This window comes from Streptomyces sp. NPDC047453, assembly GCF_040643155.1.
Taxonomy (GTDB): Bacteria; Actinomycetota; Actinomycetes; order Streptomycetales; family Streptomycetaceae; genus Streptomyces.
In genome coordinates this window covers 80,876-105,171 of sequence record NZ_JBEYTS010000027.1, presented here as the reverse complement: position 1 = coordinate 105,171, position 24,296 = coordinate 80,876, and the positions used below count along the sequence as shown (strand labels likewise).

Sequence of the window (24,296 nt, the reverse complement as noted above, 5' to 3'; positions counted from 1 at the left end):
GACACGCACGGCGGGTGCGGCGGGCGGGTCGGGGAAACGGGCTGGTCGCAAGGCCAGTACCGCCCCCCGGCCCGACCCAACCCAGCCGCAAACGGCGGTGATCAGTCCTCGGACCTGGTGGGTTGGGATGGTTCCGGCGTGCTCGTCGCTTCGGCGAGTGCGAGGCGACCGCCCTTCAGCTCGGGCACGTAGTGAGTTCGCGAATGAACTCCGCCAGGGCCGCGAACACGTGGAAGACCAGGCGTCCGCCGGGCGTGGTCGTGTCGAGCGCCTCGTGCAGCGAGGTGAAGCCGACGCCACGCTTGCGCAGGCCGGACACGATCGCGAGGGGTCCTGGATAGAAAGGCCGAGCCGGTCCAGCAACGGGACGACGAAGGTGTCACCCTCGCGCAGGTAGTCGAGGGCCTTCCACAGTCCCTCGCCCGCGCATCGAGCTTGCAGCCCACCCCAGCCGCCTTCCCGCATGCGACGGAACGGCTGGGGGCAACGCGTGACGGCGAGTCGCCCACCAGTCACCACCGATCAGCCATTTCGGCAGGTCAGCGAACTCTTCCTCGCGACTTGAGGGGCGTCGGCGGCAACTCGGGGGCCGGCAGCGGGGCGCCGTCGTAGCCCTTCACCTCGCCGAATCGGGTGCCCTCCATCCAGTCCCGGCGGGCCTGGGCGATCTCCTCCTGGGAGCGGGCGATCCAGTTCCAGAACATGATCAGTTCCTCCTCGAACGGCTCGCCGCCCAGGAGCATCAGGCCCGCGGCCGACTCGGCGCGCAGGGGGAGTTCGGTGCGGCCGCAGCCCAGGTAGAGCATCGAGCCGGGCAGGACGGGTACGCCGTCGACGTGGGTCTCGCCGGACATGGAGAGCACGGCGTACTCGAAGTCCGGGTCCAGCGGGAGGCGTACGTCGGCGCCGCGGGTCAGGGCCAGATCGGCGCCGGTGATCGGGGTGTACGTCGTGCCCGGCGAGGTCGCGCCGTCGAGGTCGCCCAGGATCAGGGTGGCCTTGAGGCCGGGGGCGGTGACCGTCGGCAGTTCGGCGTGGTGCTCGAAGCGCGGGTCGGCGTGGCGGTGGGTGTCCGGCAGGGCGACCCACAGTTGCGCGCCGTGCAGGAAGCGGGCGTGCGACCTGGGGCTCTCCTCGGAGTGGCTGATGGCCCGGCCGGAGGTCATCAGGCCCAGCTCGCCGGGGCGGATCAACTGAAGGCTGCCCGTCGAGTCGCGGTGCAGCACCTCGCCCTCGTGCAGCCAGCTCACCGTCTGGAGGCCCATGTGCGGGTGCGGCGGGACCTGCATGCCGGGCTCGTCGGCGATGTCGTCGGGGCCGTAGTGATCGACGAAGCACCAGGCGCCCACCATGCGGCGGCCCAGGTTCGGCAGCAGCCGCCTCACCTCGGTGGACTCGCCGAGCCTGACGCGGCGGGGACTGAGGAGTTCCCGTACGGGCTCTGCCACCACGAAGCCACGGCCGCCGCACACCGCGGGGACCGACTCGCGGTCAAGATTGCTCATGGCACCCAACCTAGCCCCAGGGGGCGCCGAAAGTCCCCGCTGCCGTCGTTCACGGGCCTTCGCGGCCGGCGACGGCAGCATAGTGGAATATTCAACCAATCGTGCCTGTTGTTGCGGCCGGTGGCTCCGAACGAGGCACCGAAGGAGGTCACTGGTGGACACGACGTACTACGAGCACGGAACCCCGGCGGAGCGCTGGGAGCGGGCGCAGATGTTCTTCGACGCCCGGGACTACGCCGCCGCGGCCCGCGTGCTGAGCGGGCTGGTCGAGGAGGTGCCGGAGCAGACCGGCCCCCGGCTGCTGCTGGCGCGTGCGTACTACCACTCGGCCCAACTGCGCCGGGCCGAGGCCGAGTTGCGCGTCATCGTCGAGCGCGATCCGGTGGAGCACTACGCCCGGCTGATGCTGGGCCGCACCCTCCAGCGGCAGGGCCGCCAGGACGAGGCCGAGACGCACCTGCGCGTCGCCTCCGCCCTCGCGGGCGACTTCGGGGACCGGTGAACGGTCGGAGCGAACAGGCGGTCAGAGCGGCGCCGCCGGGTGGAGGAGCAGGAACAGGGTGACCGCGGAGTTCGCCGAGGACATCGCGGACACCACCGCACCGGCGGCGGCGCCCCACACGGCGGCGCCGACCGCCGTGAAGACCGACGGCCGGTCCGGGCCCGCCGGTGCCGGCGCCAGCAGGGCGGCGACCCGACGCAGAACCGGGCCGCCGGCGGCCACCGCGGCGAGGGTGGGCGCGGGCGCGGCGGACGACAGCAGGGCCGCCTTGCCGATCGCCCGCGCGACCACGCGCCGGTCGCCGACCGCGCGGGCCGCGTCCTCGTCGGCCCAGCGCTCGGCGGTGTAGACGACGGCGGACCGCAGCGGCCGCAGGAAGGGGTTGGCGCAGGCCGCCAGGTGCACGGTGAGCAGGTGACGGTGGTGGCGGGCCGCCAGGTGGGCGCGTTCGTGCGCGAACAGGGCCCGCCGTTCGTCCGGGGCGAGGCCGTCCAGAAGTGCCGTGGTGACGACGATCCGGTCAAGGCTGCCGGGCAGGGCGTAGGCGTACGGCGTGGTGTCGGGCAGGACCACGACGGGTGCGCCGCGCAGCCCGGTCAGGGCCCGCCGGGCGCGGCGGGCCACCCGCCGGTGGCGCCACAGGGTGCGCCCGCAGGCCACCGCGACCAGTCCCAGGGCGGGGATCGCCGCACGGCCCGCGACCCGGTCGCGCGAGACGGCCGCCCTGAACTCGGGATCGGCCCATTCGTCCGGAACCGGGCTGCCGGTCAGTTGGGCGCTGCCGACGACCGTGAGCAGGGCGAGGCACAGCGTGCTGCATCCGCCCATGACGGCGGCCACCCGGGTCAGCAGCCGGGTGGCCGTGCGCGGGTGCAGGCGCGGTGCGGCCAGGCGTGCGACGGGCCAGGCGGACAGCGGCAGTAACAGCGGCAGTAAGACGTAGAGCCCCATGAGGCGTCAGTGTTCCGTACCGACGTCCCTCGGGTGTCGAGCCCTGTCGGCCCTGTCGGCGTTGTCCGCGGCGTCCGCGGTGTCCAGCAGTGCGCGCAGCACCTGCTCGTCGCCGGGCGGCAGCGTGGTGACGAAGCTGGTCAGCACGGCTTCGCGGTCCCGTTCACCGTCCAGCAGCCGGCGCATCCGGAGCGCCGCGAGGCGGGCGACGTCCGCGGTCGGGGTCCACACGAAGGAGCGGCCCCGGCGCTCGCGGGAGACGACATCCTTGGCGAGCAGCCTGGTCAGGATGGTGACCACGGTGGTGTAGGCGAGGTCGCCGCCGAGCCGCTGCTGCACCCAGGCCGCGGTGACCGGGCCGTCCGCCTCACGGAGCGCGCCGAGCACCTGGCTCTCCAGTTCGCCCTGCCCGCGCCGGGCACGCCGGTGTTGTGTCGTCATGTGCGTCTCCCTCCGGCGTCGGCGTGTCGCACCACGCTACTTCACACCGGCGGCCCGGTCGGGGGTGCTGCCGCAGGTGCTGCACGCCCAGCGGGAACCGGCGCCGCCTCACCCCCGTCAGGCCGTACCGGCGCCGGTCACGCGCCAGGTTGGTGGCCTGCCTGCGCCAGGCGGGCCGGGCCGGGCGAGCGCCGTGGCATCCTGGCGTGATGGCTACCCCCCGTGCGCGTACGCCCCTGACCGAGCAGGTCGAGGAACTCCTCGCCGACGGCGGCCCGTTGCCCATCGTCGCCGCCGGCGACCCGGTGCTGCGACGCGCCGCCGAACCGTTCGACGGCCAACTGGAGCCCGAGCTGCTGGCCCGCTTCGTTCAGGCGATGCGCCTCACCATGCACGCGGCGCCGGGCGTGGGACTGGCCGCACCGCAGGTCGGGGTCGGACTGCGGATCGCGGTCGTGGAGGACCCGGCACCGGTGCCGGACGAGGTACGAGTGGCGCGCGGACGGGTGCCGCTCCCCTTCCGCGTGCTGGTCAATCCGTCGTACGAGGCCGTCGGCACCGCGCGCGCCGCGTTCTACGAGGGCTGCCTGAGCGTCCCTGGCTGGCAGGCCGTGGTGGCACGGCACGCCGAGGTGCGCCTGCGGGCCCTGGACGAGCACGGGCGCGCGGTGGACGAGGCGTTCTCGGGCTGGCCCGCCCGGATCGTCCAGCACGAGACCGACCACCTCGGCGGCACCCTCTACCTCGACCGCGCCGAACTCCGTTCCCTCTCCTCCAACGACGCGATGGCGCACCGCTGGACCCAGCCGACCCCGGCGGAGGCCGCGCGGGCGCTCGGCTTCGAGTTGCCGTAGGCGAGCACCGGGGCACCTCCCCTGCGCGAACTGCCGCAACGGCCGGGGCGGTTCTGAAGGCGCGTGGTCAGCCCCGGTAGGCCTCCAGCAGGCGCAGCCACACCTCGCTGATCGTCGGGTACGACGGGACCGCGTGCCACAGGCGGCTGATCGGAACCTGGCCGGCGACGGCGACGGACGCCGAGTGGAGCAGTTCGCCGACGCCGGGGCCGACGAAGGTGACACCGCGCAGGATCTCGGCGTCGAGGTCGACGACCATGCGGGCGCGGCCGCGGTAGCCGTCGCCGTACAGACCGGCCCCGGCGACCGAGGAGAGGTCGACGTCAACGGCCCGGACGCGGTGGCCGGCCTGCTCGGCTTCGGCCAGGGACAGGCCCACGGCCGCGGCCTCCGGGTCGGTGAAGACGACCTGCGGTACGGCGTGGTGGTCGGCGGTGGCGGCGTGCGCGCCCCACGGGTCCGCCTCCAGCAGGGGCACACCGGCCGCACGGGCGCCGATCGTGTCGCCCGCGATCCGGGCCTGGTACTTGCCCTGGTGGGTGAGGAGCGCACGGTGGTTCACGTCGCCGCACGCGTACAGCCAGGTGCTGCCCTGCACGCGCAGGCTGTCGTCGACCGGCAGCCAGGAGCCGGGCTCCAGGCCCACCGTCTCCAGGCCGATGTCGTCGGTGCGCGGCGCGCGCCCGGTGGCGAAGAGGATCTCGTCGGCCTCGACACGGTCGCCGTTGCCGGTGACTGCGACCACGGTGCCGTTCTCGCGGGCGACCGACTCCACCGTCGTGCCGGTGCGGAGGTCGGCGCCCGCCTCCGCGAGGGCGTCGGCGACCAGTTCGCCGGCGAAGGGTTCCATGCGCGGCAGCAGCCCCTTGCCCCGGACCAGGACGGTGACCTGCGAGCCGAGCGCCTGGTAGGCGGTGGCCATCTCGGTGGCGACGACACCGCCGCCCACGATGATCAGCCGCCCGGGCACCTGTTCGGCGCTGGTGGCCTCGCGGCTGGTCCACGGCTTGACGGCGTCGAGCCCGGGCAGGTCCGGCAGCCGGGCGCCGGTTCCGGTGCAGACGGCGACGGCGTGCCGGGCGGTCAGCGTCCTGCGCGTGCCGTCGGGGCCGTCGACCGTGACCGTGCGCGGACCGGCCAGTCGGCCGTGCCCGCGGTGGAGGTCGGCGCCGATGCCGTCCAGCCATCGCACCTGGCCGTCGTCGTGCCAGTGCGAGGTGTACTCGTCCCGGCGGGCGAGGACCGCGGGGGCGTCGAGGGGGCCGCGCACGGCCTGGCCCAGGCCCGGCAGACGGCGGGCGTCGGCGCGGGCGATGACCGGGCGCAGCAGGGCCTTGCTGGGCATGCACGCCCAGTACGAGCACTCGCCGCCGACCAGTTCGCTCTCCACGATCGCGGTGGACAGGCCGGCCGCCCGGGTGCGGTCGGCCACGTTCTCCCCCACCGGTCCGGCGCCCAGCACCACGACGTCGTACGCGATGGTTTCCGTTTCGGTCATGGGGTCAGTCTGGTGGGTGGTGTGCGCCCTGGCCACACGGGTACGTGCGCGGAATACCCGTAGGGTCGGCCGTGTTGTGCCCACGGCTTCACCCCACGCCGGTAAGCCGACACCAGGAAGCACCAGGAAGAGGGATACGCCATGAGCAGCACCGTGGAGCTGACCAAGGAGAACTTCGACCAGACGGTCACGGACAACGAATTCGTCCTGATCGACTTCTGGGCGTCCTGGTGCGGACCGTGCCGTCAGTTCGCCCCGGTCTACGAGAAGGCGGCCGAGGAGAACCCGGACCTGGTGTTCGGCAAGGTGGACACCGAGGCCCAGCCGGAACTGGCGGCGGCCTTCGGCATCCAGTCCATTCCGACACTGATGATCGTCCGTGACCAGGTCGCCGTGTTCGCGCAGCCGGGTGCGCTGCCCGAGGCCGCCCTGTCGGACGTGATCGGCCAGGCGCGCAAGCTGGACATGGACGAGGTCCGCAAGGCGGTCACCGAGCAGCAGAACGGTCTGTAGACACGGCCAGTGGATCGGTCGGCGGATCGGACCGTAAGGTCTCGACGGGCTGCTTTCCGAGCGTGCCGGGCGGTGGGTGTCCTCCCTTCGGGAGTGGCGCCCACCGCTTTGTCGTAGCGCCGGCCGGCCTGTCGCGGGTCAGTCATACGGGGGTCGCGCGGGTCACGTGCACTCGCGGTCACGCGGACTCGCGGGTCATGTGGACTCGCGGTGGACCACCGCCGCGCCCAGTACCGCGTGCCGCTCGGGCGGGGCGCCGGGGTCGCGTACGGCGCGGTCGACCAGTTCGGCCAGGTCGCGGCCGGAGGGCAGGTCGATGTGGACGGTGCTGAGCCGGGGCCGCAGCAGCCGCCCGAGCATGAGGTCGTCGGCGCCGATCACGGCCGTCTCCTCGGGGATGCGTACGCCCCCGTCCTGCAGGGCGCGCATCAGCAGCATGGCGTACTCGTCGTTGTAGGCGAACACCGCGTCGAGGCCGAGGTCGCGCCAGCGGGCGGCCAGGTGGGCGGCGGACCGTTCGTCGTAGCCGAGGGGCAGTTCGGTCACGCTGCTGTCGGTGCCGCGCAGGGCGCGCCGTACGCCGGCGAGCCGGGGTCGGGAGAACATGTCCAGTCCGCGTTCCTCGGGCACGACCACGCCGATACGGCGCCGGCCACGGGCGTGCAGGTGGACACCGGCCCGGTGGCCGACGCTCTCGTGGTCCATGAGCAGCGCGTGGGCACCCTCGACGGGCTCCGGGCCGAGGGTGACGACGGCACGCGCGCCGGAGCGTTTGAGTACCGAGACGCCCGCGGGTCCGAGGCCCACGCCGGACACCAGGACGGCTACCGGGCGCAGTTCGGCCCAGGCCCGGGCGGCCTCGTCACCGGGCAGGCCCGCGGTGGCGTGCTGTACGACGGTGTAGTCGAGGAGGCCGAGCGCCCACTGGAGTTCTTCCAGGAAGCGGCTGTAGAGCGGGCCGGCCGGGATGGCCGGGGCGGGCATCAGGACCATGCGGCTGTGCCCCGCGCGCAGACTGCGCGCCGCCGCGTGCGGTACGTACCCGAGTTCCTCGGCGGCCTCGTGGACCCGGCGGCGGGTGGGCTCGCTGATGCGGACCGCTCTGGTGTTGTTCAGGACGTAGGAGACGGTCGCGCGCGAGACGCCGGCCAGTCGGGCCACGTCGGCGCTCGTGGGCACGGAGCGCGGAGCGGGCGACGGGGGCGCGGCGGGTTTGGGAATCTGCACCATGACGTACGGCATCTTGGCAGAAGCCGTGGGCCGTCCGTCTGGTGAACTGCCCTATTCCAGACGGAAGTTGAAGCGGCAACAGATGCGGGGCAGTACGCGGAGGGCAAGGACGCGTAGGTCGCCCCGCCGGGCTGGGTAACCCTGCCAGGCACTCTGCGGGGCCGCGCCGCCTGTCCGACGCCCCGGGCGGCGGGCGGCGGGCGAGGACGCGGCGCTGGTGCCGGTGCTGGTGTCGGCCCCGCGGCGCGACCCCGGGGACATCGCGGCCGGCCCCACGGGGCCGACCGGCGCGCGGCCCGCCCATGTCGCCCACCGGGTGATGACGGGGCCACCGCGTCCACGTACGGGAAGACCGCACACACGTAGGTCACGGACGGGAAGCCGCGCGCGGAGGCCGCGATGGCGGGGGCACAGGCGATCCGGGCGTCCCGCAGGGCACGCCCGCTCTCAGCGCCGTTCTTCCGCCCTTCGGCACGAACACCACACAAGCCCGCCGGAGGTGTTCGACGGAAGCACACGCCGCTCACGGCCGAGTCGGCCGTACCGGTCCCCCGGCTCTCAGCAGGTCGGCCCCGTGGAGGTGATTCGGGCGACCAGGTCGTGCCAGCCCGCCTGCAGCCGCTCCATCGGCATCTGGCACTGCCGGGTCAGGTGGTGGATGAGGGCGGGCTCGAGGTACCCCATCAGCGTGTGAGCGAGGAGTTCGCTGTCCGCGTCCGGGGCCGCCTGCCGCAGCAGCATCGCCACATGGGCGTACTGGACCTGGCGGGCGGGTACGCCGAAGCGGCGGGCCGGACCCGGATCGGCCGCCAGTTGCAGTTCCAACTCGTCGGCCGCGCGGCGCAGCGCCACGCAGCCGAAGGCCCGCAGCCGCTCGGCGGGCGGCGCGCCAGGACCCATGGGCGGTGGCCCGCTGAGGAACGCGGCCTGGAACTTCCGCTCCGAGTGGTCCAGCAGCGCCCTGAGCAGGCCGGTGCGGTCGCCGAAGCGCCGGAAGACCGTCCCCTTGCCCACCTCGGCCGCCGCGGCGACCGCCTCCATCGTGACTCCGGCCGCGCCGTGCTCCGCGACCAGGCGCGCGGCGGCGTTCAGCAGCCGGGCGCGGTTGCGGGCCGCGTCGGCCCGCAGGCAGGGCTCGTCCTCGCCGGCGCCGAAGTCGAGCAACACCGGCTGTGTCAGCGGCTCCCGGGTCTCCTGAGGTTCTTGAGGCTCCTGGGGCTTCGGAAGGGGCGACAAGGGGCGGGACATGAAGACAGCGTAAGGCATCGGGAACAGAACTGGACCGTGGTCCGCTTATGGTGGTAGAAAATTAAACGGACCTCGGTCCGGATCTGTAACGCCATTGTGTCATCCCCCCTTGGAGTCCCCCATGTCTGTTCGCATCCTCGCGCTCGTCGGCAGCCTCCGCGCCGGTTCGCACAACCGCCAGCTCGCCGAGGCCGCAATCAAGCTCGCCCCCGCGGGCGCCGAGGTCGAGCTGTTCGAGGGCCTGGCCGACATCCCGTTCTACAACGAGGACCTCGACGTCGAGGGCAGCGTGCCGGCCGCCGCCGCCAAGCTGCGCGAGGTCGCCGGGTCCGCCGACGCCTTCCTGCTCTTCTCCCCCGAGTACAACGGCACCATCCCGGCCGTCCTGAAGAACGCCATCGACTGGCTGTCCCGCCCGTTCGGCGCCGGTGCCTTCGTCGGCAAGCCCGTCGCCGTCATCGGCACCGCCTTCGGCCAGTACGGCGGCGTGTGGGCGCAGGACGACACCCGCAAGGCCGTGGGCATCGCCGGCGGCAAGGTGATCGAGGACATCAAGCTCTCCATCCCCGGCTCCGTGACCCGCTTCGCCGAGACCCACCCGGTCGACGACGCCGAGGTCGCCGCCCAGCTCACCGAGGTCGTCGCGCGCCTGCACGGCCACACCGGCGAGGTGGCTGCCGCCTGAGCGCCCCGGAAGGGGCCGGCGCCCGCTGGGCGCCGGCCCCTTCCGGCTTTCCGCGGGGCTCCGAGCCCCGGTCCCATGCCCGTGCCTACGGGCAGGACTCCCCGAACTTGACCGCCGTGAAGGACACCGGCTGCCCCTTCAGCTCGGTACCCGGGCCCGGAGTCTGCGAGCACACCTGCCAGTTGCTCTCCACCAGCACCCACCGGTGGTCCGGCGACGCGTCCTTCACCGTGAGCGACGTGCTCGTGGCGAGGGCGGCGCGAGCCGCCTTCACCGACTTCCCCTTGAAGTCGGGCATCCTCCCGCCCTTGACCGAGGGCGGAGCCTCGTCCTTCGCGGGACAGGACTCCTCCAGCTTGACCGTGCCGAAGTCCAAGGTCGTACCGGTCGAGACCGTCGTGCCCGCCGCCACGTTCTGCGTGCACACCTTCCAGTTCCGGTCGAACGCCTGCATCCGGCCGCGGCCCAGGGCGTCGTGCGACTTCAGCGAGTGGAAGCCCTGTTCCTGGGCGGCGTCCTGCGCGGACTGCAACCCCATACCGACGAAGGCCGGCACCTTCTTCCGCTGGTCCGCTCCCCGCTTGCCGTCCTGCGCCGGCTCGTTGCTCCCCGAGGCGACGGGGGCCGACACCGAAGGGGTGGCGCCGCCCGGCGACTTGGTGCCGTCCGCGGGCTCACAGGCCACGAGGCCGCCGGCCACGGCACATGTCAGAACGGCGGCGGCGAGACGAGTTCGCACGGATTCCCCCCACGTGGTGCTGGTACAGGCGAATAACGGTAGACCAGTCATGAAAGAGGGGGAAATCCCACCGTCGGGTCCCGGACACCGGTCATGCGGAGAGCGGCCCAGGCCACTCCCTGTCCCTCCGGCAAGCCCCGTACGACAACCGGAACATGACTCCGCCGTTCTTACGCAAATGCGCCAACGGTATGTTTGACAGGCCAAGTACCTGTACATGGCGAGGGACGGTCGGAATGAACGGGGCATGTCGACCTGTCGCGGGCGATTTCAAGTCGCTTACGTGGCCTGGCCGTACCCCGGTGACTCCGCCCGTCGCGACGCAGTATCGCGCGGCACACCACTGCCGCGGATCAGCAGACGTATCCGGAGGGATCTGTTCGTGACGAGTCAGCAGCACACCAGTTCACGTCGCCGCTCCTTCGAGGTCTCGGTCGGCGCCGTGGGCGCGGTCGCGATGGCGATAGCCCTCAGCGGCTGCTCCAGCGGCCCGGACTACCAGGGCACATGCATGGACAGGCTGACGCAGAAACGCGTGACGGACCACCACTGCAGCTCCGGCGGGGCCGGCGGGGGCAACTACGCCTGGTGGTACACCCCGCGGGGCAAGAACGTCCCCGCCGTCGGACAGAAGGTCGACCTCAGCAAGGGCAACGGCTCGTTCACCGCGCCGAAGTCCGGCAGCGTCGTCCGCGGCGGCTTCTCCGCCAAGGGCGGATCGGTCGGCGGCTGATCCATGAGACGCGAACCCCGCACCCCGAGGCCTGGCTGGGAGCAGACGGTGCTCCAGTCAGGCCTTCCGTTCCACACCGAAATACTGCCCGACGGCCGCAAGTTGCCCTACTGGAACGAGAGCGCCGCCTACGTGCTCACCTCGCGCGAGGTGGACTACCTGGAGGACGTCACCGAGGAACTGCACGCGATGTGCGTGACAGCGGCCCGGAACGTCCTGGAGAAGGGTGATGTCGAACGCCTCGGCATCGACCCCCGCTGGGCGAGACCGATGCTCGAGACCTTCGAGAACGAGTCACCGAGCATCTACGGCAGGTTCGACTTCGCCTGGGGCGGCACGGGCGACGCCAAGCTGTACGAGTACAACGGCGACGTTCCGGCGGCGCTGCTCGAAGCCGCGGTGCTGCAATGGCAGTGGCTGGAGGACGTGCATCCGGACCGCGACCAGTTCAACACGATCCACGAGCGTCTGGTGCGGACGTGGCAGCGACTGGCTCCGCGGCTGGGCGGCCAGGTCCACTTCGCGCACTCCGTCGACGAGCCCGACGAGGACATCATCACCACGGCGTACCTGCGGGACACGGCCGTCGAAGCGGGCCTTCCCACGGTGGGCCTGACGATGGAGGACGTCGGCTGGCACAGCGGCATCCGGCGCTTCGTGGATCTGAGCGACGTACCCATCGACTCCTGCTTCAAGATGTACCCGTGGGACTGGGCGTTCGAGAGCGCCTACGCCCCGCAGTTGGAGGCCGAGCCCCGTTCGACGCAGTGGCTCGAGCCGATGTGGAAGGCGCTGCTGTCCACCAAGGCGCTGCTGGCGGTGCTGTGGGAGCTGTACCCCGGACACCCGAACCTCCTGCCGTCCTACCTCGACGGTCCCCGCGATCTGGCCGAATGGGTCGCCAAGCCCCTGTGGGGCTGGGAGGGCGCCTCGATCAAGGTCCGTTCCGCGGAGCACCACTTCGACCAGGCCGGCCGGTTCGACGACGGCCCGTTCCTGTTCCAGCAGTTCCACCGGCCACCCTCCTTCGACGGCAACCACATGGTGATCGGCTCGTGGGTCATCGGCGGCAGGTCGGCCGGGGTCGGCATCCGCGAATCCAACGAGATCGTCACCGACCGCCGGTCCCGTTTCGTTCCCCACCTCATCGACGCGCCGCGTTCCACTCCGGAGCAGGTCGCGCACTGGCTGCGGAACAACTGACCGCGGCACGGCATCGGCGAGGCGCCCCGCCTGGACCGGCGGCAGGGCGGTGGGCCGCCGATCACGCTGTCAGCAGGCCGATGCCGAGGGCGATCAGGACGGCCACCTTGGCGATCTCCAGGGCCACGTACGCCAGGTGGCCGCGCGAACGGGGACGGTCCTCGCCGGCCTCTTCACCGGCCAGGACCAGGTCGGACCTGCGGTTGAGGCGGGGGCGTACGAAGGCCAACTGGGCGAGGAGCAGCACGGCGGCGGCCGCGGTCAGCACGGCGACCCCGGCCGGAGGCTCGCCCGCGGCGACCGCGACGATCAGCACGAGGGCCAGGACGGTCTCGACGAGGTTCAGCGCCCGGAAGACCAGCCGGCCGATGCCCAGCCCGATGGGGATGGTCACGCCGGGGGCCCGGAACTTCAACGGGGCCTCAAGAAAGGAAATAGCCAGCACCATACCGAGCCAAACGAAGGTGACCGCACTCGCGATGGCGGCCGCCGTGGTGTTCATCGATGTATTGCCTTTCTGCAAGGTGTGCAGGAACTGCCGGGCCTGCCGGGACGAACGGGCCGCCGCTCCACAGGGCCCTCGGCCCATCGGGCCCACCAGGGCCACCGGCCCGCCAGAGTCACCGGGTCCGCCAGAGTCACCGGACCACCGGCCAGCCAGGCCACCGGGACGCCGCCGGACCCACCGGGACCGCCACCCACCCGGGTCCGCTAGGCCGCCGGACCCACCAGGTCCGCCAGGACTGGCAGGTCTGCCGGGACTGGCAGGTCTCCGGGCCACTAGGGTCGCCGGGCCTACAAGGCCACCGGGCCCACCGAGTCCGCGTGGCCGCCAGGCCCCGGGGCCGCCGACCCACCGGCCTACTGGACCAGCGAACCCACCAGGTCTGCCGGGATCCGGCAGGTCCACCGACGCTGACGGGTGTGCCGCGCCACTACGCCCGCCGGACCGACAGGCCGCCAGGGCCGACAGGCCACCAGGCCCACCGAGGCCGCTTGGCTGCCGGACCCACCAGGTCTGCCGGATCTGGCAGAGCTACCGGGCCACCACGGCCGCCGGACCGACAGGACCTCCAGACCCACCGAGGCCACGCGGCCACCGGGGACGCCGGACCACGGAACCCACCAGGTCTGCCAGGGCTGGCAGGGCCACCACGGCCACCAAGCCGCCAGGCCCACCGGACCATCCGGTCCACCGGACGACCAGACCGCCGGGCCACCACGGCCGCCGGACCGGCCACCGAGCCCACCGGGCCACCGGGCCACCGGGCCCACCAGATCCACCAAAGCGCGGCCCCCTCCGCCCTTCACGTCAGCCACCCGGCGCCGGCGCGGGCGACCCCGCCGGGCGGGTGGACAGGTGGGCCAGGCAGGAGTCGGGTTCCGCGAAGGGTTCCAGTCCGGTCGCCACCAGCGGTGCACGTAGCTCGGCCAGCGCCCCCTGCATCAGGCCCAGGTGGATCGGGCACACCAACTGGCCGTGTTCCTCGGCAAGTTCGAGGAAGGGGCAGTGGCGCAGCCGGATCCGCTCCGGTGGTTCTCCGGCGCCGCCGCCCTCGGGCTCCGGGGCGAAGCCCAGGTCGTCCAGGAGGGCGACGAGCCGGGCCGCCGCCCGCTCGGCCGTGGGCGGCGGCGAGGGCGGCAGCGGATCGACCAGGTAACCGCCCCAGGCGCGGCCCGCCTCCGTCGCGGCCTCCCGCGCCCCGGGCCCCTGGGAGGCCAGTTGCCCGAGCAGGATCTGCGCCAGGAGCCGGTAGCTGCGCGTGCCCCGGCGGTCCATGCCGGGCCGGGGGGCGTAGACGGTACGGGGGCGGCCGGGCCCCGAGGGTTCCTCGACCTGGCGCACGACGACGCCCTCGGCCACCAAGGCGTCGAGATGGAAGCGCACGGTGTTGGGGTGCAGTCCGATCCGCTCGGCCGCCTCCGCGACCCCCAGCGGCTCGGCCGCGGCCCGCAGCATGTCCAGCACCTCGCCTCGGCGGGGGCTCTCCCGTGGGGTGGTCACGTCCACTCAGCTCTTTTCACCCGAAGCTCTTCTCACCCGGCAATTTTCACGAATCTTACATGTAATAATCGTAGACCCGGGACGCGGACCCGGGGGATGACCGCCCCGATGGGGAATGACGGGCCCGGGAAATGAGGGGTGCACGATGACATCGCCTTCCGAGTACGACACCGGGCCGGGCGACCCGGCGGAGCCGGAACCGCGGATCCTGTGTGACGCCCGGGCACTGGCCGACGCCCCGCCGGTACCGGGCGGCGTGCTGTGGAAGCTGGCGGAGTCCGGGCGCCAGCTCGACGCGAACGTCGTACGGCTGGCGCCCGGCACGGGCGTGGCACCGCACCGCGAACCGGACCTGGACGTCCTGCTGTTCGTCGTCGCGGGCGGCGGTGTGCTCGGCGCGGGCACCGGCGACGAGCCCCGGCAACTGACGGAGGGCGCGACCGTCTGGCTGCCGTACGGCTCCACCCGCAGCCTCACCGCCGGCCCGGACGGCCTGGCCTATCTCACCGTCCACCGGCGCCGCCCCGGCATGCGGATCCGCCCCCGTGACGGGGCTTGATACGTACGTTCTAGGGTTCCCCCGTGACTGCCTTTACCGATGACACCGATGAGAACGTGCCCGGCCGTTACGGCCCCACCGCCACCACCGAGGCCGACCCGCGCGAGGTCGGCCGGGTGCACACCGAGTACGCGCCCGCGCACGACGGCGACCCCGACCCCGGGGAGATCGTCTGGACCTGGGTGCCGTTCGAGGAGAACGACGGCCGGGGCAAGGACCGGCCGGTGCTGGTGGTGGCCCGAGAGGTCACCGGGACGCTCCTGGCGGTGCAGCTGTCCAGCAAGGCGCACGACGGCGACCGCGAGTGGGTGGCCATCGGGAGCGGCCCCTGGGACCGGTCGGGACGGGATTCGTGGGTGGACGTCGACCGGGTGCTGCGGCTGCACGAGGACGGCATGCGCCGTGAGGCGTGCGCGCTGGACCGGATGCGGTTCGGCCTCGTGGTGCACCGCCTGCGGGAGCGCTACGGCTGGAACTGACGCGCGGGCCGCGCGCCACGGCGCCCACGTCACCCGGTCGGAGTAGAACCGGGCGCGGGGCCCGGTGCACCCGCGGGACCCCCTGCGAAGGGGGCGGACCCATGCGGATGCGCCGGGCCCCGGCACCTCGGGTGAGCGTCTGAAATATCGCGGATACGGAGATTTGGCGCCACGATTGTCGCGATTTGCACCCTTGTGCGAATCGGCCGGAGGGTTTTGGCTGGGACGGTGCGGCCCCGGCCCGGCCCTCCGACCGCCGGGCCGGCGGCATGGTGGAATCTCAGGAGGATCCCGACATGTCCGATGCGCAACCCACCTCGGCGGACGGCCGTGCGGAACCCCGTACCGTCGTCACCGAAGCCGAGGCCGAGGCTCTGGTCAGCGGCATCTGCTTCAAGACCGGACCGCCCCGCGCCCTAGGGGTCGAAGTGGAATGGCTCGTCCATGAGCTGCGTACGCCGCGGCTCCCCGTGACACCCGAACGTCTCGAAGCGGCCTATGCCGCACTGCGGACCATGCCCCTGAGGTCGGCGTTCACCGTCGAACCCGGCGGCCAGCTGGAGTTGAGCTCGCCGCCCGCCGCCTCCCTGATGGAGTGCATCGGTACCGTCTCCGCCGACCTCGACACCGTCCGCGCCGTACTGGCCGAGGACGGACTCCGTCTCGTCGGTGTCGGCCACGATCCCTGGCACACCCCCCGCAGATTCCTGCGCGAGCAGCGCTACGACGCCCTGGAGGCCTGCCTGGACCGCGGTGGCCCGGCCGGCCGGCACATGATGTGCGCCTCGGCGTCCGTGCAGGTCTGCGTGGACGCCGGCCACGAGGAGCCCGGACCGCTGGGCCACGGGCGCCGCTGGTGGCTGGCGCACCACCTGGGCGCGGTGCTGGTGGCCGCGTTCGCCCACTCCCCGCTGGTGGCGCGGCGCCCCACCGGCTGGCTCTCCACCCGGCAGCTGATGTGGATGGAGATCGGCCCGGGCCGGGCCGGCGCCCCCGCGCTGAACGGCAGTCCCCGCACCGCCTGGGCCCGGCACGTGCTGGACGCGCCGGTGATGTGCGTACGGCACGAGGACGGGCCGTGGGAGGTGCCCGACGGGCTCACCTTCCGCAGGTGGATCAGCTCGCGCCGGCCGAGGCCGCCGACCCGCGAGGATCTCGACTACCACCTCACGACGCTGTTCCCGCCGATCCGGCCGCGGGGCCATCTGGAACTGCGCATGATCGACGCTCAGCCCGGCGACGACGGGTGGATCGTGCCGCTGGCGGTCACCGCGGCGCTCTTCGACGACCCGGAGGCGGCAGAGACCGTCTACCGGGTGGTGAAGCCCCTCGCCGAGCGGTCCGGGCCGCTGCCCGCGCCGCACAATCCGCTGTGGACCGAGGCGGCCCGCTCCGGGCTCGCCGACCCCGACCTGCGCGAGGCGGCCGTCGCCTGCTTCGCCGCCGCCCTGGAGGCCCTGCCCCGGCTCGGCGCCACCACCGAGGTCACGGACGCCGTCGCGGCGTTCCAGGACCGCTACGTCCGCCGGGGCCGCTGTCCCGCCGACGACCTGCTGGACCGGCTGCACGGCTCGGAGAACCCGGGGTCCGGTCTCCGTACGACCCGGGGAACCCCCACCGCCCACGGGAAGGACATCGCGCCATGACCGATCCCGCCCTCGACGCCGAGACGATCGACTCCGAGACGTTCGACGCCGAGCCGTCCGACGCCGAGACGCTGCGCGAGCGCGCGCTGCGCTCGCTCACCACGGCCCGTGACCGCACCACGCTGCTGACCACCTGCGTGGAGGAGCCCGACCTCACCGCCCAGCACTCGCCGCTGATGTCCCCGCTGGTGTGGGACCTCGCCCACATCGGCAACCAGGAGGAGCTGTGGCTGCTGCGGGCGGTCGCCGGCCGCGAGGCGATGCGCCCCGAGATCGACAGCCTCTACGACGCCTTCGAGCATCCGCGTGCCGAACGCCCCTCGCTGCCGCTGATGGCCCCCGACGAGGCCCGGGGCTATGCGTCCGAGGTGCGCGGCCGGGTGCTGGACGTACTGGAGTCCACCGCGTTCCACGGCACCCGGCTGACCGAGGCCGGCTTCGCCTTCGGCATGATCGCGCAGCACGAGCAGCAGCACGACGAGACCATGCTGATCACCCACCAGCTCCGCCGGGGCCCGCAGGCCCTGACCGCACCGGACCCGGAGCCGGCCCCGCCGTTCACCGGTCCGCCCGAAGTCCTCGTGCTCGGTGGCCCGTTCACCATGGGCACCTCCACCGAGCCGTGGGCGCTGGACAACGAGCGGCCCGCGCACGTGCGCGAGGTCGCGCCGTTCTGGATCGACACCACCCCGGTGACCAATGCCGCCTACCAGGCGTTCGTCGAGGACGGCGGCTACACCGAGCCCCGCTGGTGGGCGCCGGACGGCTGGGCGCACATACGGCGGCACGACATCGATGCGCCGCTGTACTGGCGGCGTGACGGCGGGCAGTGGCTCCGCCGCCGGTTCGGCGCGACCGAGGCCGTACCGCCCGACGAGCCGGTCCTGCACGTGTGCTGGTACGAGGCCGACGCCTACGCCCGCTGGGCCGGGCGCCGGCTGCCCACCGAGGCCGAGTGGGAGAAGGCGGCGCGCCACGACCCGGTGACCGGGCGTTCGACGCGCTACCCGTGGGGTGACGCCGACCCCACGCCGGAGCACGCCAACCTCGGCCAGCGGCATCTGCGCCCGTCCCCGGCAGGCAGCCATGCGGCCGGGGAGTCGCCGCTCGGCGTACGGCAGTTGATCGGGGATGTGTGGGAGTGGACGGCGAGCGACCTCCTCCCCTACCCGGGCTTCGCCGCGTTCCCTTACAAGGAGTACTCAGAGGTGTTCTTCGGGCCCGAGTACAAGGTGCTGCGCGGCGGTTCGTTCGCCGTGGACGCGGTGGCCTGCCGGGGCACGTTCCGCAACTGGGACTACCCGGTGCGGCGGCAGATCTTCTCCGGGTTCCGCACGGCCCGCTCGGAGGCCATCTGATGTGCCGTCACCTGGCTTATCTGGGACCCGAGGAGCCGCTCGGCCGGTATCTGGTGGAACCGGCGCACAGCCTGTACCGGCAGGCGTGGGCGCCCCGGCACCAGCGGCACGGGACGGTCAACGCCGATGGCTTCGGGGTGGGTTGGTACGCGGAGGGCGACCCGGTGCCGGCCCGCTACCGCCGCGCCGGGCCCATCTGGGCCGACCTGTCCTTCGCCGACCTGTCCCGGGTCGTACGCACCTCGGCGCTGCTCGCCGCGGTGCGGGACGCGACCCTCTCGGGCGCGGACGCGGAGGCCGCGGCGGCGCCGTTCGCCGCGGGCACCTGGCTGTTCAGCCACAACGGCGCCGTCACCGGCTGGCCGGACTCGCTCGCCGCGGTGTCCCGGACCCTGCCGCCGCGGGACCTGCTGACGCTGGAGGCCCGCAACGACTCGGCGCTCGTGTGGGCGCTGGTGCTGGCCCGGCTCCGCGGCGGCGACGAGGAGGGGCAGGCGCTAGCCGACACCGTCCTGGAGGTCGCCGCGGCGGCCCCCGGCTCGCGGCTCAACCTGCTGCTGACCAACGGCGAGACGATCACCGCGACCGCCTGGGGCGACAGCCTGTGGTACCTGGCCGAGCCCGGCCGCCGCACGGTGGTGGCCTCCGAACCCTACGACGACGACCCGCACTGGGTTGAGGTGCCCGACCGCACCCTGCTCGCGGCGAGCCGTACGGACGTCCTGCTCACCCCGCTCAAGGACCCCACCGAGGACCTGGCATCCGCACGATCCGAGGAGCCCCGCACGTGAGTGAGTTCCGTATCACCCGTACCCTGCCCGAGGACGCCATGGCCGCGGCCCTGCGCGCCGACGTCCAGAAGGGCCTGACCTCCGACCCCAAGACGCTGCCGCCGAAGTGGTTCTACGACGCGCGCGGCAGCGAGCTGTTCGAGCAGATCACCGAACTGCCCGAGTACTACCCGACCCGTGCCGAGCGGGAGATCCTCGCCGACCGCGCCGCCGAGATCGCCGACGCGCTGCCCGCCCGCACACTCGTCGAACTGGGCTCCGGCTCCTCGGAGAAGACGCGCCATCTGATCGACGCGCTGCCCCGACTGCACACCTACGTCCCCGTCGACGTCAGCGACACCGCGCTGGAACAGGCCGGGCGGGCCCTGGTCGCCGAGCGGCCCGGACTGAACGTGCACGCGCTGATCGCCGACTTCACCGCCGGCCTGGCCCTCCCCCACTCCCCCGGCCCGAGGCTGCTGGCGTTCCTCGGCGGCACGATCGGCAACCTGCTGCCCGGCGAACGCGCCGAGTTCCTGGCCTCGGTGCGCGCCCTGCTCTCCCCCGGCGACGCGCTGCTGCTCGGCACCGACCTGGTCAAGGCCGAGGACGTGCTGGTCAGGGCGTACGACGACGCGGCCGGGGTGACGGCCGCGTTCAACAAGAACGTCCTGAGCGTGGTCAACCGCGAGCTGGGCGCCGACTTCGAGCCGGACGCCTTCGACCACGTGGCGCTCTGGGACACGACGAACGAGCGGATCGAGATGCGGCTGCGCTCACGCACCGCGCAGACGGTGAAGGTGCCCGCGCTCGATCTCGCCGTGCACTTCGCGGCGGGCGAGGAGCTGCGCACCGAGGTGTCGGCGAAGTTCCGCAAGGACCGGGTGAGTGTGGAACTCGCCGCTGCGGGGCTTGAGTTGGAGCGGTGGTGGACCGACGGTGAGGAACGTTTCGCGCTGTCGCTGAGTGTGGTGCGGTGACGGGAGGCCGGTGTCGAGGGCGGGGCTCCGGACGCCGTTGAGGGCCTCCTGGTCCTCCGAGCCCTCCGAGCCCTCCGGGCCGTTGCCCGGAGGGCTCGGGGTCCATCGCCGCGGGCCCGGGGGTTACGCCAACTGCTCGGTGATCCGCTGTGAGGCGCGGCGGGCCTCCGTCCCCGGGTCGCCCCCGGAGAGCACCTTCGTCATGTAGTCCTTGATCGGGTTGTCGGCCTCGACCGTGGCCCACAGCGGCGTGTTGGGGGTCGCCCGGCCGTGTGCGGCGCCCGCCGCCATGGCCGCGACCCCCTCCTCGTCCGCGACGGCGGCGGCGAGCTTCGTCTTGTTGGGAACGTAGTTCATGGTGCGGGCGAGGTCGGTGTCCCACTTGGCGCCGGTGAGGGCGGCGACCACGGCGACGGCGCCGTCCCGGTCGGTGGTGTTACGGGGCACGACGAGGTCGGAGCCGCCGGTGAACACCGAGCCCGGCCGGGCGGCGGTCCTGCCCGGCACGGGGAAGAAGCCCAACTTGTCCTTGAGGTCGGGGTTCTTCTCCACGATGGTCTGGGCGAGGCCGGGCACCGCCACGATCTGCGCCACCTTGCCCTCGGCGAACACCTCCGCCTGCGGCGGGTGTTCCTCGTCGGCGTCGACCGGGCCCCGGCCCAGCGCCTGGAGCTGCCGGTAGAAGTCCATGCCGCGCAGAGCGGCTTCACTGTCCAGGGTGCCCTTCCAGCCGCTGTCGGTCTCCGTGGCGAGGTCGCCACCCTCGTCCCAGATGAAGCCGGAGAGCGTGTACCAGTCCTGTCCGGCGAGGTAGATCCCCTGGTTGGCCCCGGAGTTGAGTTTCTCGCTCGCGGCCAGCCACTCGGTCCGGTTGCGGGGCGGTTTGGTGATGCCCGCCTGCTCGAACAGGTCCTTGCGGTAGATGACGACCCGGTTGGCCGCGTACCACGGGATGCCGTACTGGGAGGAGTTGTCCAGCCCCGGTTCGGCCAGGCCGGGCAGCCAGTCCCGCATGCCCCAGTCCCGCATCGACTCCAGCGTCAGGTTGGTCAGCCTGCCGCCCTTGGCGTACTGCGCGACCTGAGTGTTGCCGACCTCGATGACGTCGGGGCCGCCCTCGGAGCGGTTCGTGAGCGCGGCCTGCACCTTCGGACCGATACCGGTCCACTCCTGGATGCGGATGTCGAGGCGCAGGTCGCCGTGGGTGCGTTCGAAGTCCTCGGTGAAGCGGTTCAGGAAGTCCTGCGACGCGCTGCCCTTCATCATCCACACGGTGACGGTGTGCCGCCCGCTTCCGCCCGGCGACAGCACGCCGCAGGCGCTGACCAGGAAGGAGGACGCACACACCAGAGCGAGGAGGCGAGGTCTCACGAGGGGTCCTGTTCTTTCCGACGCACAGGGAAGGGCCCGACGTGGGGGGACGAGCAGGGGCTCGCGCGGGTGTGGCTGCGATTTTGGTATGGACCAATGCCCGGGTCAAGTGATGTCCCGCTTGCCGCACTACTTCGTCTCGCGCCGCGCCTCCGCATGCGGCACGGTGGAGTGACGCGCGCCACACGCGCGCCCGGAAGTCATGGCGCCCCATACCCGCGTCACCGGCGCCGCCCGCCGAGAGGAGCCACCCGCATGACCGACCACACCTACCGGGTCACGGAGATCGTCGGCAGCTCGCACGAAGGCGTCGACCAGGCCATCCGCAACGCCATCACGCGCGCCTCGCAGACCGTGCGCAACCTGGACTGGTTCGAGGTGACCCAGGTCAGGGGCCAGATCGAGGACGGGCGGATCGAGCACTACCAGGTCGGCCTGAAGGTCGGCTTCCGGATCGAGGACGCGGACTGACGCGCCTGCGGCCCCCGCTCTCGTCCCTCCCCCTCGTACATCCCTCTTGGCGCGTCCCTCTTGCTGCGTCCCTCTTGCTGCGTGGCTCCGGCCCTCCTGCGGCTCAGGTACGCCCCTCGCTCTCCTGCGCCGTCCTCAACTCGGCTGACGGCGCCGTCCAGCGGGCGCGCAGGACGCGGAACCCCGCCAGTTCGGCGTCCGCGCACACCAGCTCGTCGTCGTCCACGAGGACACGGATCTCCCGGCCGCGGGCGAGCCGCCGCAGGATCTCCAGCTTGGTGCGGCGGGCCGGCCTGCGGTCGCCGTCGCGCCGCATGTGCAGGCGCCCCTCGGGCAGTCCGTGGGCGGCCAGCCAGTCCAGGGTGTCCCGGCGGCACCGCTCGGGCCGCCCGGTGAGGTAGACGATCTCGCACTCCACCGCGCTCCGGCGGGCCAGCTCCACCCCCTGCCCCATCGGCGGATCGTCGGGCGCGGCCGCGAAGAAGGCGTCCCAGTCGCGCGGGCGGCGCTGGAGGAAGCGCTGCCGGTGCGCCGTGTCGGCGAGGGTGTTGTCCAGGTCGAACACGGCGAGCGGCCGTCTGTAGCTGTCCGTCACCCGGACAGCGTAATCGGGCCCTCCCCGGAGCAGGCCGGGGCACGGACCGCCGCCGTCCGGATGCGGCGGCGCGGCCCGCATCCGATGCTGGGTACATGCCCGGACCACTGCCTGTGATCGTGCACCCGCCCTCCCCGACGGGTGGCCGGCGCGTCCGCGTGAACGGCGAGATCCTGGGGCTGGCCTACAGCGTCGCCGACGTCGCCGAGTTCCTGCGCCGCGCGGGGCTGGACGTCGATCCCGTGGAGGTCTCGGTCTCCCCGCTGATCGACTGGCGCGGGGGCGGCCCGGAGTACTGGGGTCCCGAACCCGACGACACGCGCGCCTGAGCGCCACGGTAACGATCCGCCGGGAAGGAACAGAACGAGTCGGTCAGGTCGTTTCCTTCACCCGCGTCTGCTCGATGGTGGCTCCGCCACCCTCGCCGACGGCGGCCACCACGGCCTGGTGCAGCTCCCGGCTGCGCCGCTCGGAACGGCAGGGCACGGGGCTTCCGGTGAGGGTGAACCATTCGGAGGTGCCGGTGTACCCGACCGTCACGTCGGCATGGTTGCCGTCCCAGGTGGTGTGGACGGTCAGGTTGCCGGTGACGACCCCCGCCTCGTCGGTCCGTACGCCGCCCCGGCCGGTGAAGACCCCGGGGGTGGTCCATGATGCGGCCATGACGTCACCCATCCTTCCTGCTCCCGCGCTCGGGTCCCGCGCCCTTCCACACTCGCCCGGCCGACGCCCTGTGTCATAGGGCCACATGGCCTCACCCCACACCGTTGGCCCCATGGGCGGCGCTCGGTACGGGGCCGCGGATGACGACCACCGGGCACGCCGCGTGCTGAACGAGGTGCTGGCCGACCGACCCGAGCAGCGCCTCGGTGAATCCGCCGTGCCCCCGGTTCCCCACGACCAGCAGTTCCGCCTCCCGGGAGGCCTCGAGCAGCACGGCCGCCGGGTGTCCGTGCTCGACCCGGGGCCGGATCTCGACCGGCCGGTCGGGGCCGAAGGTCTCGTCGAGCGCCTGGCTGAGGATCTTCGCCGCGTTGTCCGCGAAATCGAAACCGGCGGCCATGGGGCTGGCGCCGTACCACAGCGGGTACTCCCACGCGGTCACCGCCTCGATCACGGCACCTGTCAGGGCGGCCTGCCGCGCCGCCCAGCGCAGGGCGGCCTTCGACGGCTCGGAGCCGTCGACGCCGACCACGATCCGTGCGGCGGACACCGTCAGGTCGCTCGTGACTCACCTGCCCTGGATCCGTACTCTCAGCTTGTCTCCCGCACCCGCCCCACGCACCCGGGCGACAGGCGGGCCCCGTTGTCAGTGGCGGCTGGAAGACTGCCCGGCATGATCGAAGCAGACCCGAAGGCGAACCTTCTCCGCTATCTGCAAGACGCCCGTGACGCCCTGCTGTGGAAGCTCGAAGGGCTCTCGGAATACGACGTACGCCGCCCTCTGACCCCCACGGGCACCAACCTGCTGGGGCTGGTCAAGCACACCGCCGGCGTGGAACTCGGCTACTTCGGCGACACGTTCGGACGGCCGTTCTTCAAGGGGGATCCGCCGCCCTGGTGGTACACGGAGGACGCCGAGCCCAACGCGGACATGTGGGCCACCGCGGACGAGTCGCGCGAGGAGATCGTCGGGCTCTACCGGCAGGCCTGGGGGCACGCGGACGGGACGATCTCGCAGCTGCCGCTCGACGCGACCGGTCACGTCCCGTGGTGGCCGGAGGAGCGGCGAGAGGTGACCCTGCACCACGTCCTGGTCCGCGTGCTGTCCGATACCCAGCGGCACGCCGGCCACGCCGACATCGTCCGGGAACTCATCGACGGGACCGTAGGCCTGTCACAGGGCGTCGGCAACATCCCTCCAGGCGACCGCGCCTGGTGGGAGAACCACCGAGGCCGCCTGGAGCGCACCGCGCGGGAGGCGGGCGAGGGCTGATCCAAGGCTGATCCCGCGCTCAGT

At 72.6% G+C, this 24,296-nt stretch carries 27 protein-coding genes and 2 pseudogenes; 15 read left to right on the top strand and 14 right to left on the bottom strand.

Annotated features, from left to right (window positions below):
- Positions 1-193 precede the first annotated feature (193 nt).
- Positions 194-417 (bottom strand): annotated as a pseudogene (locus ABZ818_RS23470) (recombinase family protein); the annotation flags it as partial.
- A 122-nt stretch (positions 418-539) separates the two neighbouring features.
- Entirely contained in the window at positions 540-1,505 is a 966-nt protein-coding gene (locus ABZ818_RS23465; RefSeq protein WP_361417823.1) for a pirin family protein, read from the bottom strand.
- A 154-nt stretch (positions 1,506-1,659) separates the two neighbouring features.
- On the opposite strand from ABZ818_RS23465, the gene ABZ818_RS23460 reads away from it, so the two are divergent.
- Positions 1,660-2,007 carry a tetratricopeptide repeat protein gene (locus ABZ818_RS23460; protein WP_361417820.1) on the top strand — a complete coding sequence of 116 codons (348 nt, stop codon included), beginning with the start codon at positions 1,660-1,662 and terminating at the stop codon, positions 2,005-2,007.
- A gap of 21 nt (positions 2,008-2,028) precedes the next feature.
- On the opposite strand, the gene ABZ818_RS23455 is transcribed toward ABZ818_RS23460, so the two are convergent.
- Positions 2,029-2,958, bottom strand: coding sequence for a M56 family metallopeptidase (locus ABZ818_RS23455; RefSeq protein WP_361417817.1), 930 nt, complete (start codon positions 2,956-2,958; stop codon positions 2,029-2,031).
- 6 nt (positions 2,959-2,964) lie between these two features.
- Entirely contained in the window at positions 2,965-3,399 is a 435-nt protein-coding gene (locus tag ABZ818_RS23450; protein WP_361417814.1) for a BlaI/MecI/CopY family transcriptional regulator, read from the bottom strand.
- Positions 3,400-3,608: 209 nt separating this feature from the next.
- On the opposite strand from ABZ818_RS23450, the gene ABZ818_RS23445 reads away from it, so the two are divergent.
- Positions 3,609-4,253: a peptide deformylase gene (locus ABZ818_RS23445; protein WP_361417811.1), complete on the top strand. Its 645-nt coding sequence runs from the start codon at positions 3,609-3,611 to the stop codon at positions 4,251-4,253.
- 67 nt (positions 4,254-4,320) lie between these two features.
- Here ABZ818_RS23445 and ABZ818_RS23440 read toward each other — a convergent pair whose 3' ends face one another.
- Positions 4,321-5,751 (bottom strand): NAD(P)/FAD-dependent oxidoreductase, encoded by a 1,431-nt coding sequence (locus tag ABZ818_RS23440; RefSeq protein WP_361417808.1) that lies wholly within the window; start codon positions 5,749-5,751, stop codon positions 4,321-4,323.
- Positions 5,752-5,883: 132 nt separating this feature from the next.
- Between ABZ818_RS23440 and trxA the strand changes: the two are divergent.
- Positions 5,884-6,264 (top strand): annotated as a pseudogene (gene trxA, locus ABZ818_RS23435) (thioredoxin); the annotation flags it as partial.
- Positions 6,265-6,459: 195 nt separating this feature from the next.
- Here trxA and ABZ818_RS23430 read toward each other — a convergent pair.
- Together ABZ818_RS23430 and ABZ818_RS23425 are read right to left on the bottom strand one after the other, a co-directional pair.
- Entirely contained in the window at positions 6,460-7,506 is a 1,047-nt protein-coding gene (locus ABZ818_RS23430) for a LacI family DNA-binding transcriptional regulator (RefSeq protein WP_361417805.1), read from the bottom strand.
- Between the two features lie 546 nt (positions 7,507-8,052).
- Entirely contained in the window at positions 8,053-8,742 is a 690-nt protein-coding gene (locus tag ABZ818_RS23425) for a TetR/AcrR family transcriptional regulator (protein WP_361417802.1), read from the bottom strand.
- Between the two features lie 121 nt (positions 8,743-8,863).
- Here ABZ818_RS23425 and ABZ818_RS23420 point away from each other — a divergent pair, with 121 nt between their 5' ends.
- On the top strand, positions 8,864-9,427 hold the full coding sequence (locus tag ABZ818_RS23420) for an NAD(P)H-dependent oxidoreductase (RefSeq protein ID WP_361417799.1): 564 nt from the start codon (positions 8,864-8,866) through the stop codon (positions 9,425-9,427).
- 85 nt (positions 9,428-9,512) lie between these two features.
- On the opposite strand, the gene ABZ818_RS23415 is transcribed toward ABZ818_RS23420, so the two are convergent.
- The gene (locus tag ABZ818_RS23415; protein ID WP_361417796.1) at positions 9,513-10,166 is read right to left on the bottom strand and encodes a PASTA domain-containing protein; all 654 of its coding nucleotides are present in this window, start codon (positions 10,164-10,166) and stop codon (positions 9,513-9,515) included.
- Positions 10,167-10,548: 382 nt separating this feature from the next.
- On the opposite strand from ABZ818_RS23415, the gene ABZ818_RS23410 reads away from it, so the two are divergent.
- The gene (locus tag ABZ818_RS23410) at positions 10,549-10,899 is read left to right on the top strand and encodes a hypothetical protein (RefSeq protein WP_361417793.1); all 351 of its coding nucleotides are present in this window, start codon (positions 10,549-10,551) and stop codon (positions 10,897-10,899) included.
- 3 nt (positions 10,900-10,902) lie between these two features.
- Positions 10,903-12,102, top strand: coding sequence for a glutathionylspermidine synthase family protein (locus ABZ818_RS23405; protein WP_361417790.1), 1,200 nt, complete (start codon positions 10,903-10,905; stop codon positions 12,100-12,102).
- Positions 12,103-12,163: 61 nt separating this feature from the next.
- Here the strand turns inward: ABZ818_RS23405 and ABZ818_RS23400 are convergent, their stop codons facing one another.
- Entirely contained in the window at positions 12,164-12,604 is a 441-nt protein-coding gene (locus tag ABZ818_RS23400) for a hypothetical protein (protein WP_361417787.1), read from the bottom strand.
- An 810-nt stretch (positions 12,605-13,414) separates the two neighbouring features.
- The gene (locus ABZ818_RS23395) at positions 13,415-14,107 is read right to left on the bottom strand and encodes a helix-turn-helix domain-containing protein (RefSeq protein WP_361417784.1); all 693 of its coding nucleotides are present in this window, start codon (positions 14,105-14,107) and stop codon (positions 13,415-13,417) included.
- Between the two features lie 145 nt (positions 14,108-14,252).
- Between ABZ818_RS23395 and ABZ818_RS23390 the strand changes: the two genes are divergently transcribed.
- From ABZ818_RS23390 to egtD, 6 genes are all read left to right on the top strand, one after another.
- Complete coding sequence (locus ABZ818_RS23390) at positions 14,253-14,666, top strand: hypothetical protein (protein ID WP_361417781.1); 414 nt, start codon at positions 14,253-14,255, stop codon at positions 14,664-14,666.
- 23 nt (positions 14,667-14,689) lie between these two features.
- Positions 14,690-15,145 (top strand): type II toxin-antitoxin system PemK/MazF family toxin, encoded by a 456-nt coding sequence (locus ABZ818_RS23385; protein WP_361417778.1) that lies wholly within the window; start codon positions 14,690-14,692, stop codon positions 15,143-15,145.
- Between the two features lie 296 nt (positions 15,146-15,441).
- Positions 15,442-16,791, top strand: coding sequence for an ergothioneine biosynthesis glutamate--cysteine ligase EgtA (gene egtA, locus ABZ818_RS23380; RefSeq protein ID WP_361417775.1), 1,350 nt, complete (start codon positions 15,442-15,444; stop codon positions 16,789-16,791).
- Positions 16,788-18,149: an ergothioneine biosynthesis protein EgtB gene (egtB, locus tag ABZ818_RS23375; protein ID WP_361417772.1), complete on the top strand. Its 1,362-nt coding sequence runs from the start codon at positions 16,788-16,790 to the stop codon at positions 18,147-18,149. Before egtA ends, egtB begins: the two co-directional genes overlap by 4 nt.
- Positions 18,149-18,940 carry an ergothioneine biosynthesis protein EgtC gene (gene egtC / locus ABZ818_RS23370; RefSeq protein WP_361417769.1) on the top strand — a complete coding sequence of 264 codons (792 nt, stop codon included), beginning with the start codon at positions 18,149-18,151 and terminating at the stop codon, positions 18,938-18,940. The genes egtB and egtC overlap by 1 nt, the downstream gene beginning before the upstream one ends.
- Positions 18,937-19,899, top strand: coding sequence for an L-histidine N(alpha)-methyltransferase (egtD, locus tag ABZ818_RS23365; protein WP_361417766.1), 963 nt, complete (start codon positions 18,937-18,939; stop codon positions 19,897-19,899). The genes egtC and egtD overlap by 4 nt, the downstream gene beginning before the upstream one ends.
- Before the next feature lie 123 nt (positions 19,900-20,022).
- On the opposite strand, the gene ABZ818_RS23360 is transcribed toward egtD, so the two are convergent.
- Positions 20,023-21,270 carry an extracellular solute-binding protein gene (locus tag ABZ818_RS23360; protein WP_361417763.1) on the bottom strand — a complete coding sequence of 416 codons (1,248 nt, stop codon included), beginning with the start codon at positions 21,268-21,270 and terminating at the stop codon, positions 20,023-20,025.
- Between the two features lie 255 nt (positions 21,271-21,525).
- On the opposite strand from ABZ818_RS23360, the gene ABZ818_RS23355 reads away from it, so the two are divergent.
- Positions 21,526-21,741, top strand: coding sequence for a dodecin (locus ABZ818_RS23355; protein ID WP_361417760.1), 216 nt, complete (start codon positions 21,526-21,528; stop codon positions 21,739-21,741).
- A gap of 103 nt (positions 21,742-21,844) precedes the next feature.
- Here the strand turns inward: ABZ818_RS23355 and ABZ818_RS23350 are convergent, their stop codons facing one another.
- Positions 21,845-22,336, bottom strand: a complete 492-nt coding sequence (locus ABZ818_RS23350; RefSeq protein WP_361417757.1) for a hypothetical protein — start codon at positions 22,334-22,336, stop codon at positions 21,845-21,847.
- 95 nt (positions 22,337-22,431) lie between these two features.
- Between ABZ818_RS23350 and ABZ818_RS23345 the strand changes: the two genes are divergently transcribed.
- Entirely contained in the window at positions 22,432-22,665 is a 234-nt protein-coding gene (locus ABZ818_RS23345) for a hypothetical protein (RefSeq protein ID WP_361417754.1), read from the top strand.
- Between the two features lie 43 nt (positions 22,666-22,708).
- Here the strand turns inward: ABZ818_RS23345 and ABZ818_RS23340 are convergent, their stop codons facing one another.
- Together ABZ818_RS23340 and ABZ818_RS23335 are read right to left on the bottom strand one after the other, a co-directional pair.
- Positions 22,709-22,999 carry a hypothetical protein gene (locus tag ABZ818_RS23340; protein WP_361417751.1) on the bottom strand — a complete coding sequence of 97 codons (291 nt, stop codon included), beginning with the start codon at positions 22,997-22,999 and terminating at the stop codon, positions 22,709-22,711.
- A gap of 91 nt (positions 23,000-23,090) precedes the next feature.
- Positions 23,091-23,549 (bottom strand): universal stress protein, encoded by a 459-nt coding sequence (locus tag ABZ818_RS23335; protein WP_361417748.1) that lies wholly within the window; start codon positions 23,547-23,549, stop codon positions 23,091-23,093.
- Between the two features lie 123 nt (positions 23,550-23,672).
- On the opposite strand from ABZ818_RS23335, the gene ABZ818_RS23330 reads away from it, so the two are divergent.
- Complete coding sequence (locus ABZ818_RS23330; RefSeq protein ID WP_361417745.1) at positions 23,673-24,272, top strand: DinB family protein; 600 nt, start codon at positions 23,673-23,675, stop codon at positions 24,270-24,272.
- Positions 24,273-24,296: the final 24 nt, after the last annotated feature.

Bases quoted from the DNA above. Each gene is read 5' to 3' on its own strand.
- ABZ818_RS23390 (WP_361417781.1), top strand. From the start codon at position 14,253: ATGACATCGCCTTCCGAGTACGACACCGGGCCGGGCGACCCGGCGGAG.
- egtC (WP_361417769.1), top strand. From the start codon at position 18,149: ATGTGCCGTCACCTGGCTTATCTGGGACCCGAGGAGCCGCTCGGCCGG.
- ABZ818_RS23400 (WP_361417787.1), bottom strand. From the start codon at position 12,604: ATGAACACCACGGCGGCCGCCATCGCGAGTGCGGTCACCTTCGTTTGG.
- ABZ818_RS23420 (WP_361417799.1), top strand. From the start codon at position 8,864: ATGTCTGTTCGCATCCTCGCGCTCGTCGGCAGCCTCCGCGCCGGTTCG.
- ABZ818_RS23445 (WP_361417811.1), top strand. From the start codon at position 3,609: ATGGCTACCCCCCGTGCGCGTACGCCCCTGACCGAGCAGGTCGAGGAA.
- ABZ818_RS23405 (WP_361417790.1), top strand. From the start codon at position 10,903: ATGAGACGCGAACCCCGCACCCCGAGGCCTGGCTGGGAGCAGACGGTG.
- egtA (WP_361417775.1), top strand. From the start codon at position 15,442: ATGTCCGATGCGCAACCCACCTCGGCGGACGGCCGTGCGGAACCCCGT.
- ABZ818_RS23465 (WP_361417823.1), bottom strand. From the start codon at position 1,505: ATGAGCAATCTTGACCGCGAGTCGGTCCCCGCGGTGTGCGGCGGCCGT.
- ABZ818_RS23355 (WP_361417760.1), top strand. From the start codon at position 21,526: ATGACCGACCACACCTACCGGGTCACGGAGATCGTCGGCAGCTCGCAC.
- ABZ818_RS23440 (WP_361417808.1), bottom strand. From the start codon at position 5,751: ATGACCGAAACGGAAACCATCGCGTACGACGTCGTGGTGCTGGGCGCC.
- ABZ818_RS23450 (WP_361417814.1), bottom strand. From the start codon at position 3,399: ATGACGACACAACACCGGCGTGCCCGGCGCGGGCAGGGCGAACTGGAG.
- ABZ818_RS23345 (WP_361417754.1), top strand. From the start codon at position 22,432: ATGCCCGGACCACTGCCTGTGATCGTGCACCCGCCCTCCCCGACGGGT.
- ABZ818_RS23455 (WP_361417817.1), bottom strand. From the start codon at position 2,958: ATGGGGCTCTACGTCTTACTGCCGCTGTTACTGCCGCTGTCCGCCTGG.
- egtB (WP_361417772.1), top strand. From the start codon at position 16,788: ATGACCGATCCCGCCCTCGACGCCGAGACGATCGACTCCGAGACGTTC.
- ABZ818_RS23340 (WP_361417751.1), bottom strand. From the start codon at position 22,999: ATGGCCGCATCATGGACCACCCCCGGGGTCTTCACCGGCCGGGGCGGC.
- ABZ818_RS23425 (WP_361417802.1), bottom strand. From the start codon at position 8,742: ATGTCCCGCCCCTTGTCGCCCCTTCCGAAGCCCCAGGAGCCTCAAGAA.
- ABZ818_RS23430 (WP_361417805.1), bottom strand. From the start codon at position 7,506: ATGCCGTACGTCATGGTGCAGATTCCCAAACCCGCCGCGCCCCCGTCG.
- ABZ818_RS23330 (WP_361417745.1), top strand. From the start codon at position 23,673: ATGATCGAAGCAGACCCGAAGGCGAACCTTCTCCGCTATCTGCAAGAC.